Source organism: Muriventricola aceti, assembly GCF_025567565.1.
In the GTDB taxonomy this organism is placed as follows: domain Bacteria; phylum Bacillota; class Clostridia; order Oscillospirales; family Oscillospiraceae; genus Lawsonibacter; species Lawsonibacter aceti.
The window spans coordinates 17,834-31,224 of sequence record NZ_JAOQKF010000018.1 but is presented as its reverse complement, the minus strand read 5'-3'; the positions used below and the strand labels follow the sequence as shown (position 1 = coordinate 31,224).

The following is a 13,391-nucleotide window of genomic DNA, read 5'->3' as shown; positions in this document are numbered from 1 at the left end:
GAGAGGGGCTCCCATGCCGGCAGCCATGATAGGTCTGCAATCCAGGGCCGTCCGGCGGCGATCTGTCGGACGGCCCTTTTATGAAATAGATAATTTCCTGTTTTCCGGTATCTTCAAAGGAAAATTCCCTGGCGACCGCTTGCAAAGGATGTGCGTACAATGGTATAATGAAACAAAAATGGCGGTCATGTTTGACTGATGTCGTTTGATCCTCTCCCAAATGGTATTGGGAGGGAGTTTTTGTGCGGAAAGGAAGTGGGATCCAGCGTGGACGGTCGAAGTCGCCATCAGGACACAGAGATATGCTGCCACAGACAGCAGGCGGCGGGCTTGGCCGGGTTGATCCGGATGCTGGTCCGCCGCCGGAACAATGTTTAGCCAGGCCTTACGGTTCTGGCTTTGGTCTGTCCGTGCGCAGCCACAGGCGCTGAGATCATTTTGAAGATGATAAAGGGGCTTCTCCCCTATCTGTCAGTTTCAAAATGACCTCTGGCCTGTGGTTTTTTGTGCCCCACTTTCACATAAATTCGGAAAGGGGAGAGCCATATGCACGAAAACTATGACTTGGAGCTGCTGATGGAACTGGTCCGCCAAAAAAAGTTTCGCCAGTTGAAAGAAGCCCTGGGCCAGATGAATGAGGTAGACATCGCCGAGTTTTTGGATGAACTGGATGTAGAACAGGAGATCCTGGTCTTTCGCCTTCTGCCCAAAGACTTAGCCGCGGAGGTCTTCACCTATCTGGAGAATACCGAAGACCAAGAGAAGCTGATTGGCGCCCTCAGCGATAAGGAGCTTCGGGAGGTGCTGGACGAGCTGTTTCTGGACGACACGGTAGATATCATTGAGGATATGCCCGCTAATGTGGTGTCCCGTATTCTGCGGAATACCGATACCTCTACCCGCAGCCAGATCAATCAGCTTCTCAATTATCCCAAGGACTCCGCCGGTTCCATTATGACCACAGAGTTCGTATACCTCCATCCAGACGCCACAGTGGAGCAGTCCTTTGCCCGCATCCGCCGTGTCGGACTGGACAAGGAGACTGTGTATACCTGCTATGTTACCCAGAACCGTGTCCTGCTCGGCGTAGTCACCGTCAAGACTATGCTCTTGTCCGCCTATGAAACCCGTATTGGCGATATTATGGAAACCAATGTCCTCTCCGTGACCACCCATGAGGATAAAGAGGATGTCGCCCAGATGTTCTCCAAATATGGTCTGACCGCCCTGCCCGTGGTGGATGGCGAAGACCGCCTGGTGGGCATCATCACCGTTGACGACGCCATGGACGTCATTGAGGAGGAGACCACTGAGGACTTCGAAAAGATGGCGGCCATTCTGCCCTCTGACAAGCCCTATCTTCGTACCGGCGTCTTTGAGACCTGGAAATCCCGCATTCCATGGCTTATGCTGTTGATGCTGTCCGCCACCTTCACCGGCATCATCATCACCAGCTTTGAATCAGCCTTGAACGCCTGCGTGATCCTCACTTCTTTTATCCCCATGCTGTCTGGCACCGGGGGCAACTCCGGCTCTCAGTCCTCGGTGGCGGTAATCCGTGCCCTGTCCCTGGACGAGGTGGAGTTTTCCGATGTGCTCGCCGTTTTGTGGAAAGAGATCCGGGTGGCCGTGCTGTGCGGCGTCTGTCTGGGGGGCGCCAATTTCATTAAAATGATGGTGGTGGACCGCTGGCTTATGCACAATCCAGAGGTCACCCCTCTGGTGGCTCTGGTAGTCTGTCTGACTCTGATGTTGACCGTGGTTTGCGCCAAAATAGTAGGCTGTACTCTGCCTATGGCCGCCGAGAAAGTCGGCATCGACCCAGCAGTCATGGCTGCGCCTTTTATAACCACCATCGTGGACGCTCTATCCCTGCTCATCTATTTTGCTATCGCTACTCATGTGCTGGGCATATGAAGCGCAGTAAGGCAGCCGCAGGCCAGTCTGGCTTGCGGCTGCCTTTTTATTGTCCTGACTTTGAGATAGATAACGGCGCAAAATCATCTTTATCTTTCCCTTCATGGTTTGTGTCTTCAACCGCGATTATGGAATGCTTTGGACCGCCCGCTTTCTATACGAACTGTATTATTTATCCGCTTATTTTCTTTTTGTTATAAATCGGAAAGGACATTTTTTACAGGACTCCTATCGGAAAATATATTTTGTCCGCAGGATCTCTCTCCTCACACGGATATGGTATTGAAGAAAATTTTGGATGTGATACAATATATAGGAAATTACTCCAAAAAAAGGAACCCTTTTTCAGCAGGACAGTCCGCTTTTCGTCCATGTCTATGGATTTCGCCGCTTTCAGTTAGGAGATTCCATAGGTACCCGCTTCCCACAGTATCAGTAATGTTGTCATATTGTTAGATAGAGAGATTGATATGAAGCGAGAATACCTGGATCGGTCCGTCTACGACGCTGTTCAGGACCGGTTTGATTATCTGTTTCAGGAATTTGAGAACATCTATGTTTCCTTCAGCGGTGGCAAGGACAGCGGCCTGCTGCTAAATCTGCTGATGGACTATAAACGCGCTCATTATCCGCACCGGGTCATTGGCCTGTTCCACCAGGATTTTGAAGCCCAGTATACCGTAACGACCGAGTATGTCACACGGACCTTCGAGCGGCTGCTGCCGGAAGTAGCCCCCTACTGGGTCTGTCTTCCTATGGCCACCCGTACCGCCCTTTCTAGCTACGAGATGTTCTGGTATCCTTGGGATGATAGGCACCCTGAGCTTTGGGTGCGGCCTATGCCAAACTACCCCTATGTAATCAACATGGAGCGGCCCTTTAACCACTACCGCTATCGGATGCATCAGGAAGACCTGGCTAAACAGTTTGGCCGCTTTTACAAAGAGCAGCAAGGGGGTGGAAAAACGGTCTGCCTGTTGGGAATGCGAGCCAGCGAATCCCTGCAGCGGTATAGTGCCTTCCTCAATAAAAAATACGGATATAAGGGCGAGTGCTGGATATCCAAGCAGTTCAAGGATGTATGGTGCGCTTCCCCGCTTTACGACTGGACCAATAGCGATGTATGGGTAGCCAACGCTCGTTTCGGCTACGACTATAATCGACTTTACGACCTTTATTATCAGGCGGGGCTGAAAATCGACCAGATGCGTGTAGCTTCTCCTTTCAACGACTACTCCAAGGATGCGCTGAACCTGTACCGGGTAATTGATCCAGAGATCTGGACTAAGTTGGTAGGTCGGGTTAGAGGTGCCAATTTTGGCGCTATCTACAGCCGCACCAAGGCCATGGGTTACCGCAATATCTCTCTTCCTGAGGGCCATACATGGAAGTCCTATACTCTATTTTTATTGGATACCCTGCCAAGTCGGCTTCGGAACAACTATGTCAAAAAATTTAAGACCTCTATCCGATTCTGGCGTGAAACAGGGGGTGGCCTATCTGAAGAAACCATCCGGGAGCTTGAGGAACACGGGTATCAGATTCAAAGAAATGGCGTGTCCAACTATACATTGGACAAGAAGTCCCGTGTTATCTTTGCCGGGCCCATTCCGGACCATACAGATGATATTAAAAGCACCAAGGATATACCCAGTTGGAAAAGGATGTGTTACTGCATCCTAAAAAATGACCATACCTGTCGCTTTATGGGCTTCGGGCTGACCCGCCAGGAGCAGAAACGTATCGACCTGATTAAACGAAAATATGGGGGGATCATGGATGATAATTGATGGATTTTCTAGCCCAGCATACCATATTATCGCTGTGCCCTTTGAAAAGATCGTCCCCAATACATACAATCCCAACAGCGTCGCTCCGCCGGAAATGAAACTTCTCTACCTTAGTATTTTGGAGGATGGCTATACCCAGCCTATCGTCTGCTATTATTCCAAAAAACAGGACTTGTACGCTATCGTGGATGGGTTCCATCGCTGGCGTATTATGAAGGAGCACCGGGACATTTATGAGCGGGAACACGGGATGTTGCCCGTAGCCGTGATTGATAAGCCGCTGTCTAATCGAATGGCCAGCACGATACGTCACAACCGAGCCAGAGGTTCTCATAACGTGGACCTGATGAGCAATATTATCAAAGAGCTACACGAGTTGGGGCGGTCAGATGCCTGGATCGCCCGCCACTTAGGTATGGATCGGGACGAGATCCTGCGGCTCAAGCAGATCACAGGTCTTGCCGCTCTGTTCCGAGACGTACACTTCGGTCAGGCGTGGCGACCTGTGGACGAGGATGAGGAGTCATTGTCTCCAGAGAACAGACCAACTGTACCCGCCCTGTCAGAGAACAACGAAAAGCAGCCAGTGTGAAACTTTTTTCCTTCACACGGAACGCACCAACGTAATGGTCCTATTTTTACGCACCGGTATTCAAGTTGTCTTGTGTGCCTTCTGCTTCTGGGTATAGCCCGCAGTATATTGATTGGTATTCCAAGCATCCATCTTCCCTCTTGCGGATCTTGCCCCCACCACTGCTTTCTTGTTTTCCATGGCAGCTTCCCGCGCTTGTAGATGTATGCAATACCATAACATCTAAAAATAGGATAAGTTTCTAAAATTATTACTTCTGTTTTATGGAGTCTTTCATAAGATTAATTTTGAACCGTCGGCCATCTTCCAAAGTATCTATTAATAGTAGGGGCCCAGGGACGTATCTCGTCCCTGGGCCCCCACTGTTCTCTGCTTTATTTTGATTGCTTCGCCACTTCCTGACAGAACATCATAAAGATTTGTGCTACCTCGGCACGGGTGGCCCCGGCGGTAGGCACCAGGGTGTTGTTCCCCTTGCCGGACAGCAGACCGGCGTTCACCGCCCAGTCCAGACCTTCCAGCGCCCAGCCGGAGATGGAGGTGTAGTCGCTAAACTCCCGGATGGACATACCGCCCTGGGTGGTGTCATACTCTTTCATCTGGGCATAGCCGTATAGGATCAGGGCCAGTTGTTCCCGTGTAATGGGATCGTTGGGACCGAAGGTGTCGCCATAGCCGGACACGATGCCCTCACCAGCCGCCCAGGAAATGGCGTCAGCGTACCAGGCGCCCTCCGCCACGTCAGCGAAGTCAGCCCTGCCGGCCGCGGGCTTGCCCTCCAGGCTGTACAGCATCTGGGCCACCATAGCACGGGTCAGGGTGGCGTTTGGCGCAAAGGTGTCTGTGCTAGTACCGGACATAATACCCTCGGTCAGCGCATAATCCACAGCCTTGTAATACCAGTCTCCCTCAACGATATCGTTGAATGCATTGATAGGTCGGTCCAGAGTGACCCGGGTGAAGTTATAGTTATCATCCCGCTTAAACAGGCTGGCAGTCGTGGCGCCATCTACGATATAATAATATCCACCACCGATGGAGGCGATACCGTAGGTAGCGGTTTCAGGCAGTGCTCCGCCACAGACCATAGCGGTGATGCCGGTGTCGCCGCAGACAGTAGGTTGACAATCGTTGCCGCAGATACACTTAAGCACTCCATGCTTACCGATGGGATATTTGCCGTCCACCTTATACTCCTCGGCCTTGGCCACAGCGGCGTCATGGGCATCCTGGTCAGAGTTTGTGTTGCTCTGTCCCACCTCGATCTCCCGCTCCACGGGGACCTTGCTGCCGTCGATCACATAGAGGGTGTGGCCCTTGCTCCATTCCTGCTGGGGCGCATAGGTATAAAGGACAATATCGCCTGTGTCTTTATCGTACTCCATATTCTGGGCACCGTAGCTAGTAGTTCCAGTCCAGGCATAAAGGGTATCGGTGGCTGTGAGCACTTCGCTCTCCTCATAATCAGTACTCAGTCCCCGCTCATAGGTAAAGCGGCGGAGTACAGAGTCTCCGGTTCCCTTTGACTCGTTATATGGCTGGTCAAAATCTTCGGGGTCATAGACTTGGAGAACATTGTAATTGTTATCATAACGGCCCTTCCAGTAGTCATTGTTGCCATATACGCCATAAGCTACAAAGAGGTACATCTTGTCGTCATCGCTGCCGGGCATGGGGGCGAAGGTAACGCCGTCGATGCCGGAGCAGCCAAATTTATGCCCCGCCTTCTCCTCATTAACCGCAAAGCCGTTCGCGCCGCTGACGACATCGTTCAGAGGATCACGGAAGTCAGAGGTTGGCTCCTCCAGTAGGATGCCGTACACGCCGGTATCCATCTCCTTCATATCCATGCCTACTTCAGTAATGGCATCCTCGTCAAAGACGGCAATAAAGAATTTTGCTCCTGGCTCTTTATATTCTAAAGAACCGTAAATCTTACCGTCATAGTAGGCCAGACAGCCCAAGTGGGCGCCGCCAGGGGTACCGAAGCTTCCCTCGCCGAAGCCACCTACGGAACCGACCACCTTGCCAGTCTTCATGTCTACCTTGGCCAGCGCACTGGTATAGGAGAAATACATGTATTCCATCTTGTCATCCACACAAATTCCCTGCATATGGGAGTTGCCACCGCACAGGTCGATGGTATCATAGTGGGTATAGCCATTTTCCAGGGCGATTTCCCACATCTCTTTGATCTCGTCTTCTGGCAGTTCAACGGCCGACGCTGATTGGGCCATCCCTGCCGGAAACAGGCCAACTACCAGTGCCAATGCCATGACGCGAGCCATGACGCGCCTCCACAAGTTTTGGGTATGATACTTCTTTTTCACGTTTGTCCCTCCATCATTCAAAAATTTCTTATATAACCGTCTGTCAGTCCCACATCGTCGTTTTTCCTTCAGCGGTTGGGTAACTGCCGGCTTCTTTTTTTACTTTGGGTCGCCCCCGCCATTTTGGCGGAGACGCTTTCCGCACCTCCTCTCTCACCCTGTTTCACAATACAACAACTACCCAGCTGAAGAAAGTTCCGTTGTGTTAAATCTAGGGCAAATTATTTGTGTGCCCTTCTATTCCCTGCTCACCCGATCTCTTCGATCACCTGATCAGAGATAGAGTCCAACAGGTCCAGATCCCACATCATCTGAAGAATCGTATATCTAGCCCTTATTTCTTTGCAGTAGAGGAATGTATCCTTCAACAGCTTCTGGTCGATGCCAATTCCCTCCGGCCGGCAGGGCGCCCCCAAGCCGGACAGCAGGTCCGCCACATAGTCGGAAGTGGGTAAGGTCCGAAGCAGGGCCGAGATCTCGCTCCAGCGGCGCTCCATGGTATCGATGCGCGCTAGCCGGCCGGCGGAGGCATTCTTACCCGCCTCTTCTTCCATCTCAATCACTCCAGGGGCGGCAGGGCCGTAGGCTCTCTGGATCTCCTCGCGCCACTTGACCGGGTCATATACCTCCGCCGCCCTGCGGGCGGCATCAAAATCCACCTTCCGCTCCAGCAGCAGTTCCACCGCTTTCAGGACCAGAACAGTACCTACGCCTACCTGAGCTCCATGGGGGGCTGGCCGCTGGCCCCGCTGCTCCAGGATGGTTTCCCAATAATGAGACATATGGTGCTCACAGCCGGAGGCAGGTCTGGAATTGCCGTACAAGCTCATAGCCACACCGGTTAAGACAAGCCCCTCCATGATATCTCCCAACACCTTTGGGTCCCGTTCCTTGGCCCGACCAGCCACCGGAAGCAGGTCCTGGACACAGTTCTCCACCAGCTCCATGATCCGCTCACACTGATGCTCCCCCGTAATGATATGGGACAGCCGCCAGTCACACAGGCAGGTACATTTTCCAAGCAGATCACCCAGTCCGGCCGCTATCATTGGATAGGGGGCATTTTTCAAAATCTCTGTGTCCCCAATGACCGCAAGCGGGGTCTGTGCCTGGAAGGTGGTCTTTAGATGGTTCACATGGATGGCCGCTATGCTGGACGCGAATCCATCCATAGGGGCCGCTGTGGCAACAGTAAAGAAGGGCCTCCCTAGCTTAAAGCTGAAATACCGGGTCATATCGTTAATGGTTCCGGTGCCTACGGCCACCACCAGGTCACAGTCCTGGGGCATATGAATGACCAACTCCCCCAGGGTAGCCTCGTCAAACTCCAAATGGGTCAGTTGGATGATCTCAGCCCGGATACCCGCCTGAGCCAGGATATCCATGCATTTTTGGCCAGCGATCCCATAGGTGATGTGGTCACTGACCAGATAAAGACTGTGGAACCCCAATTCCTTTACAAATTTCGGCAGGTCCGAAAGGGCATCCTTCCTCACACTTACATACTTTAAGGGAGCGCTGTGGGTCTTTCCACAGGGACAGGTAAATGTCCGATTCAAATAGTCGTTCAGCCCATGAGGAGTATGATATAATTCCATTTCTCGATTCTCCTTTTTCGCCTTTATCTCAAAAATTCATTGAGCACCGTCCCCAGCTGGCGGTAGTCGTCGATAGTATAAAATGTAAAGTCAGAGCGGTATATGCTCTCGTCATTGCCACCGGGGCCGTAGTCATCCCCCACATAGACCACTTGGTCATGGGACAGCCCCCGCTCCTCACAGTAGCGGTCTAAGGCATAATATTTACTGTATGGCCGGGGAGCCAAGTCAAAGGAGGAGGATCCACCCACATACACTGTATAGTCCAAGAACAGTTCCTTCACATAGGGGTAGATGGCTCGGCGGCGGCTCCGGTCCGGGTCAAAGGACAGCTTTTCCCTGCTGTCCGCTTCAGTTCCAAGCAGTGGGAGGGTGACACATCCAGAAGGATGGTACTCCACCGATTCCCCCGCATAGTTCATGTAACCAAACTGTCGGCGCAGCTGGTCCATTCGCCGGTCAACCGACTCCCGGTCACAGCGCACCGATATGTTCCGGACTACCTCCATCTCTCCTCGTTCCTGACAGTATTCCCATTCCTGCATCCCGTAATTGGCCAGGATATCAATGGGATAGCCGCCCATCTGTCGAAAAATCCTGGAGCCTGAACCGGCCCCCACAATTAGCAGCCGGTAGAGCTGGGCTAGACGATCCAGCACTTTTTTATTCTCCTCCCCTAAAGGGCATTTGTGCTGCGTTATCGTACCGTCCATATCAAAGGCGATCATCTGGATCCTTTTCCCCACTTTTTCTCCTCCCAGCCGCTTGCATTTTTCTGTTATTTCATTTATACTGAAACTATACACTATTGTGCATTTTTGTCAATGACCGGCGCAAAAAAGCAAAAACAATCACAAATGTTCAAGAGGAAATGATTATGTCGAGAAAGGACCGGTTGCTAAACATCCTGGATTTCTTAAATGACCACAGCTTTGTCACCGTAGATACCCTGAGCCGCCACTTCTTTATCAGTCCCCCCACGGTCTATCGAGACTTAAGGGAGCTGGAAGAACAGATGTTGATTATCCGTGGCAATGGCGGGGCAATGCGCATCTCCGCTGACAGGACCAGTATGCCGCTGGACATCCGCCGGACCATCCACGCCAAGGCCAAAGCCGCCATCGCCCACCGGGCCATGGAGCTAGTCCGCCCACATACCTTTCTCTTTTTGGACGCCTCCTCCACCACTGGCTATCTCATTGACTGCTTCAGTCCCAGTTTGGATCTGACTGTACTCACAAACGGGGTTTCCGCCGCGGTACAACTTACACAGAGGGGGATCCGAACCTATTATACTGGCGGCCGCTTTTTTGGCAGTTCTACTGCGGCCGGGGGCAAGATATCCTATGACTCTTTGGACCGCTTTCATATTGATATGCTTTTTTTCTCCTGTTATGGTGTAGAGCCCAAAGGGGCCATTGTTGATCCCTCTGAGGAGGAAACGCTTCTGCGCCGCCACCTTCTTCGCCGGCCGATCACAAGCGTCTTTTTGTGTGATGGGAGCAAATTTGGCAAGGGATCCATTTTTCGGGTCGCTTCTTTAGATCAGGTGGACTATATGGTCACCGATTCCCCGCTCCCCCCCGCCTACCCATTGCCCCGTCGGGGCATCCTGGTCGCCTCTCAGGACGGAACATAAACAGGCGGCGGAGCGGATCACCCGGACAGGTGTTCCAGCTCCACCGCCTTTTTTGTCTCAAAACGCGCTTGATCCGCCCTTCTGCCTGTTCACTTCTCCTCAACTAAGATTATTTCCTTTTTGGGGGAAGGATAAGATTCTGGCACCGGGCTGTCGGTAATCATATAGTCTATCTCTGATAGAGACGCGATATTATATACCGCTGAGTGGCCAAATTTACTCCCATCGCATAGAAACACGCTGACCGCCGCGTTTTTCAGCAGGAAAGCCCTCAACTCCGTTTCTTTCTCTGAGGTATCCACGATCATTCCCTTCTCATTTACTCCTGATGCTGAGAAGAACATTACGTCGATATTAAAGTTCGCGGCTGTTTCAATGGCCATGGCCCCCCCCACAGAGGAGGAGCTTCCGATTACCTCGCCCCCAAGGCAGTAGGTTCGCAGGCCCAGGCTTTTCAAATGGGCGCCAGTCGTCAAGCTGTTGGTAATGACAATGATATCAGGACGCCCTTTTAAATAGTCGCACAGATAAGAAGCAGTGGTGGAACCGTCGAGAAAGACCACCATATTGTTAAGAGCAAATTTTACGGCCTCCCGGGCCAAAAGATTCTTTTTCTTGTAGTTGACGCTCTTTCGGAAGTCCACCGGAGCTATCACATTCTCCGTCGGAATGTGCATAGCTCCGCCGTGATTGCGAATGATCAGCTTTCGGCGGGCCAGCTCAGTCAGATCACGCCGGATAGTAGGCATACTAACCAAAAGGCTTTTGCTCAGTTCCTCTACCGTGGCAAATTCCTTCTCCGCCAGGACCTTTAGTAGTTTTTGATGTCGTTCTTCTTTCAGCATAGTCCCCTTCTCCATGAGCGAAAATGATTTTTTATTGTTCTATATTAACACTGTTGACAGAAATGCTCACTTCAGTTATTATAGTGGCTATAAAATATGTACAAATCACGAGCCATTTTCCTCCCTTTTGTTTATATATTAACAAAAGGAAATGTTGAAGTCAATGCGCTTGTCTTGTTTCCCTTTCGTTTCTGTTCGAATACCCAGGAGGTCCTGAAATGTGAAAATAGACGCCAACCATTTGAGCGGCCCCTGCTCTTGCGGCGGGGAACACCTCCTTGCGACCCAGATATGTGTCATTCAGGAAGGGGCTCTTTTCCATCTGGAGGAAATTCTTTCCAGCATTCCCGTTGTTGGAAAGCGTTGTGCGGTCTACGATGAAAATACTTACCGCGCCATCCCAAATTCCATACACCCTAGAGCGGAGCAGGAAATCATCCTATCCCCCTCTGGGCTCCATGCCGATGAGAACTCTACCGCCAGCGTGTTAGCTCGTCTGGAACCAGATATTCAAGTGATGCTGGCCATTGGCGGGGGTACTGTCCACGATATCACCCGCTATTGCTCGACGGAGCGGGGTATTCCATTCATTTCTATCCCTACCGCCGCCAGTTGCGATGGTTTCTGCTCCAATGTGGCGGCCATGACTTGGCATGGATATAAAAAAACGATACCCTGTCAGGCACCGCTCCTTGTCGTGGCCGATCTTGATGTGATCTCCGCCGCCCCCTGGCGGCTCACCGCAAGCGGGATTGGCGATATGCTGGGCAAATTCATTGCTTTGACTGATTGGCGCATCTCCCATCTCCTCACTGGAGAAAAGCTTTGCCCAGTCATCTATCAAATTATGGAGGATGCTGTTGACAGCATTTGGACCAGATGCCGCGACCTGCGCAGCGGCGGCTCCGCCGCTTACGAGGCGGTAGTCTACGGGCTTTTGATGAGCGGACTTGCCATGCAGATGATTGGCACCTCCCGCCCTGCCTCTGGAGCGGAACACCATGTATCCCATTTCATTGAGGTGGAGCCAGCGGCCCTGCGCACTCATAGCAGCGCTCTCCACGGAGAGAAGGTTGGCGTCGGCACGCTTCTCATCGCTCAGGAATATCAGCGCCTATCCCAGATAGAGAACATCGCCTCACTGGCGCTGCCCTATGCCCCTGTGTCAGATGAGCGGCTGATGGAAGTGTTTGGCCCCAGGCTTTTCTCCGCCTGCCGGGAGGAAAACCTCCATGACTGTCTGGCCCAGGTAACGCCGGAGCGGCTGATACAGCAGTGGCCTCAGATACGGCAAATCATTGCGAAAATCCCTCCCGCCGCTCAGATCCATCAGTTTTTAACGGACCTGAAGGCAAGTGCCTCCCTGTCTGACCTGGGCGTCCCTGAAGCGGCTCTGGAACTGATTTTGGAGGCCTCCCCTCTGATCCGGAACCGGCTCACTTTTATGCGCGTCCGGCGGATGATCCGCCATTAAAAGATAAAAAAGCAGATACAGACAAAAAGCAGACCGCCTGCCGGCCATGTGTGTATTTGAGAGGAGAATGTACTGTGAGTGTGACCATTTCGATCAAGCACGCCTTAAAGAAGTACGGGGAGAATGTGATAATCCCTGACCTGAACCTAGATATCAAGGAGGGAGAATTCTTCACTCTGCTGGGGCCCTCTGGCTGTGGTAAAACCACCCTGCTTCGGATGATCGCCGGTTTTAACTCCATCGAGGGAGGAGACTTCTATTTCAGCGATCGACGCATCAATGACCTGGATCCCGCTAAACGCAACATTGGCATGGTGTTTCAAAACTACGCCATCTTCCCCCACATGACTGTGCGTAAAAACGTGGAGTTCGGTCTGAAGAACAAAAAGCTCCCAAAAGCTGAAATTGCCTCCAAAACCGACGAGTTCATGAAGCTGATGCAGATTGACCAGTATGCCGACCGCCTGCCGGAACGTCTGTCTGGCGGACAGCAGCAGCGTGTTGCTCTAGCTCGTGCCCTGTGTATCCAGCCCGACGTTCTGCTTTTTGATGAGCCGCTCTCCAATCTGGACGCCAAGCTCCGGGTGGAGATGCGGACCGTCATCAAGAACATCCAGCACAGCGTCAATATCACTACTGTTTACGTCACCCATGACCAGGAGGAGGCCATGGCCGTTTCCGACCGGATCGCTGTCATGAAGGATGGCGTTATCCAGCACGTCGGAACGCCCAAGAATATCTACCAGCGGCCTGCCAACTTGTTCGTATCTACCTTTATTGGCCGCTCCAATGTGATGAACGCCAAGCTGGTAGTCGAGGGCGGCAGAACCTATCTGCTTACGCAGAAGGGGCATCGGGCCGAGATCCAGAACGTGATGGACCAATACCGCCAGAACCAGGACGTGATCATGTCCGTCCGGCCGGAGGAATTCCTGCTCACCCAGGATGCCACTGTGGATGGCATTGACGGAGTGGTGGATGACTGTGTGTTCCTCGGCCTGAACACACACTATTTTGTCCATTTGGATTCCGGCGAGGAAGTGGAGATCATCCAGGAGTCCTCTATCGACAGCATCATCCGCCCTGGCACTCACATTAAGCTGCAGCTAAACACAGAAAAAGTCAATGTGTTCACCGCCGATGGCTCCGCCAATATCCTCGCCGGCGTGTGCAACGACTGCGCTGCATCCTGACAGAGGAGGGCGC

11 protein-coding genes are annotated in these 13,391 nt (G+C 52.2%); 7 read left to right on the top strand and 4 right to left on the bottom strand.

The features are described 5' to 3' along the window. Positions 1-240: 240 nt before the first annotated feature. From OCV64_RS15420 to OCV64_RS15405, 4 genes are all read left to right on the top strand, one after another. Positions 241-378 carry a hypothetical protein gene (locus OCV64_RS15420; RefSeq protein ID WP_186853400.1) on the top strand — a complete coding sequence of 46 codons (138 nt, stop codon included), beginning with the start codon at positions 241-243 and terminating at the stop codon, positions 376-378. A gap of 168 nt (positions 379-546) precedes the next feature. Beyond that, the gene (gene mgtE / locus OCV64_RS15415) at positions 547-1,917 is read left to right on the top strand and encodes a magnesium transporter (RefSeq protein WP_147573412.1); all 1,371 of its coding nucleotides are present in this window, start codon (positions 547-549) and stop codon (positions 1,915-1,917) included. A gap of 470 nt (positions 1,918-2,387) precedes the next feature. Beyond that, the gene (locus OCV64_RS15410; RefSeq protein WP_147573413.1) at positions 2,388-3,707 is read left to right on the top strand and encodes a phosphoadenosine phosphosulfate reductase; all 1,320 of its coding nucleotides are present in this window, start codon (positions 2,388-2,390) and stop codon (positions 3,705-3,707) included. Further along, positions 3,697-4,299 (top strand): IbrB-like domain-containing protein, encoded by a 603-nt coding sequence (locus tag OCV64_RS15405; protein ID WP_240286617.1) that lies wholly within the window; start codon positions 3,697-3,699, stop codon positions 4,297-4,299. The genes OCV64_RS15410 and OCV64_RS15405 overlap by 11 nt, the downstream gene beginning before the upstream one ends. A 374-nt stretch (positions 4,300-4,673) precedes the next feature. On the opposite strand, the gene OCV64_RS15400 is transcribed toward OCV64_RS15405, so the two are convergent. The 3 genes from OCV64_RS15400 to OCV64_RS15390 form a co-directional block, all read right to left on the bottom strand. Further along, positions 4,674-6,587: an S-layer homology domain-containing protein gene (locus OCV64_RS15400; RefSeq protein WP_186853399.1), complete on the bottom strand. Its 1,914-nt coding sequence runs from the start codon at positions 6,585-6,587 to the stop codon at positions 4,674-4,676. 290 nt (positions 6,588-6,877) lie between these two features. Continuing rightward, entirely contained in the window at positions 6,878-8,227 is a 1,350-nt protein-coding gene (locus OCV64_RS15395) for a sn-glycerol-1-phosphate dehydrogenase (protein WP_262670484.1), read from the bottom strand. Between the two features lie 23 nt (positions 8,228-8,250). Continuing rightward, positions 8,251-8,973: an HAD family hydrolase gene (locus tag OCV64_RS15390; RefSeq protein ID WP_240286611.1), complete on the bottom strand. Its 723-nt coding sequence runs from the start codon at positions 8,971-8,973 to the stop codon at positions 8,251-8,253. Between the two features lie 131 nt (positions 8,974-9,104). Between OCV64_RS15390 and OCV64_RS15385 the strand changes: the two genes are divergently transcribed. Next, on the top strand, positions 9,105-9,866 hold the full coding sequence (locus OCV64_RS15385; RefSeq protein WP_186853397.1) for a DeoR/GlpR family DNA-binding transcription regulator: 762 nt from the start codon (positions 9,105-9,107) through the stop codon (positions 9,864-9,866). A gap of 89 nt (positions 9,867-9,955) precedes the next feature. Here OCV64_RS15385 and OCV64_RS15380 read toward each other — a convergent pair whose 3' ends face one another. Further along, positions 9,956-10,711 carry a DeoR/GlpR family DNA-binding transcription regulator gene (locus tag OCV64_RS15380; protein WP_186853396.1) on the bottom strand — a complete coding sequence of 252 codons (756 nt, stop codon included), beginning with the start codon at positions 10,709-10,711 and terminating at the stop codon, positions 9,956-9,958. Positions 10,712-10,931: 220 nt separating this feature from the next. Here OCV64_RS15380 and OCV64_RS15375 point away from each other — a divergent pair, with 220 nt between their 5' ends. After that, positions 10,932-12,185, top strand: coding sequence for a sn-glycerol-1-phosphate dehydrogenase (locus tag OCV64_RS15375; protein WP_262670483.1), 1,254 nt, complete (start codon positions 10,932-10,934; stop codon positions 12,183-12,185). A 74-nt stretch (positions 12,186-12,259) separates the two neighbouring features. Continuing rightward, positions 12,260-13,378 carry an ABC transporter ATP-binding protein gene (locus OCV64_RS15370; protein ID WP_262670482.1) on the top strand — a complete coding sequence of 373 codons (1,119 nt, stop codon included), beginning with the start codon at positions 12,260-12,262 and terminating at the stop codon, positions 13,376-13,378. Positions 13,379-13,391 lie beyond the last annotated feature (13 nt).

Coding starts and splice junctions, on each gene's coding strand:
- OCV64_RS15385 (WP_186853397.1), top strand. CDS start 9,105: ATGTCGAGAAAGGACCGGTTGCTAAACATCCTGGATTTCTTAAATGAC.
- OCV64_RS15380 (WP_186853396.1), bottom strand. CDS start 10,711: ATGCTGAAAGAAGAACGACATCAAAAACTACTAAAGGTCCTGGCGGAG.
- OCV64_RS15395 (WP_262670484.1), bottom strand. CDS start 8,227: ATGGAATTATATCATACTCCTCATGGGCTGAACGACTATTTGAATCGG.
- mgtE (WP_147573412.1), top strand. CDS start 547: ATGCACGAAAACTATGACTTGGAGCTGCTGATGGAACTGGTCCGCCAA.
- OCV64_RS15400 (WP_186853399.1), bottom strand. CDS start 6,587: ATGGCTCGCGTCATGGCATTGGCACTGGTAGTTGGCCTGTTTCCGGCA.
- OCV64_RS15410 (WP_147573413.1), top strand. CDS start 2,388: ATGAAGCGAGAATACCTGGATCGGTCCGTCTACGACGCTGTTCAGGAC.
- OCV64_RS15405 (WP_240286617.1), top strand. CDS start 3,697: ATGATAATTGATGGATTTTCTAGCCCAGCATACCATATTATCGCTGTG.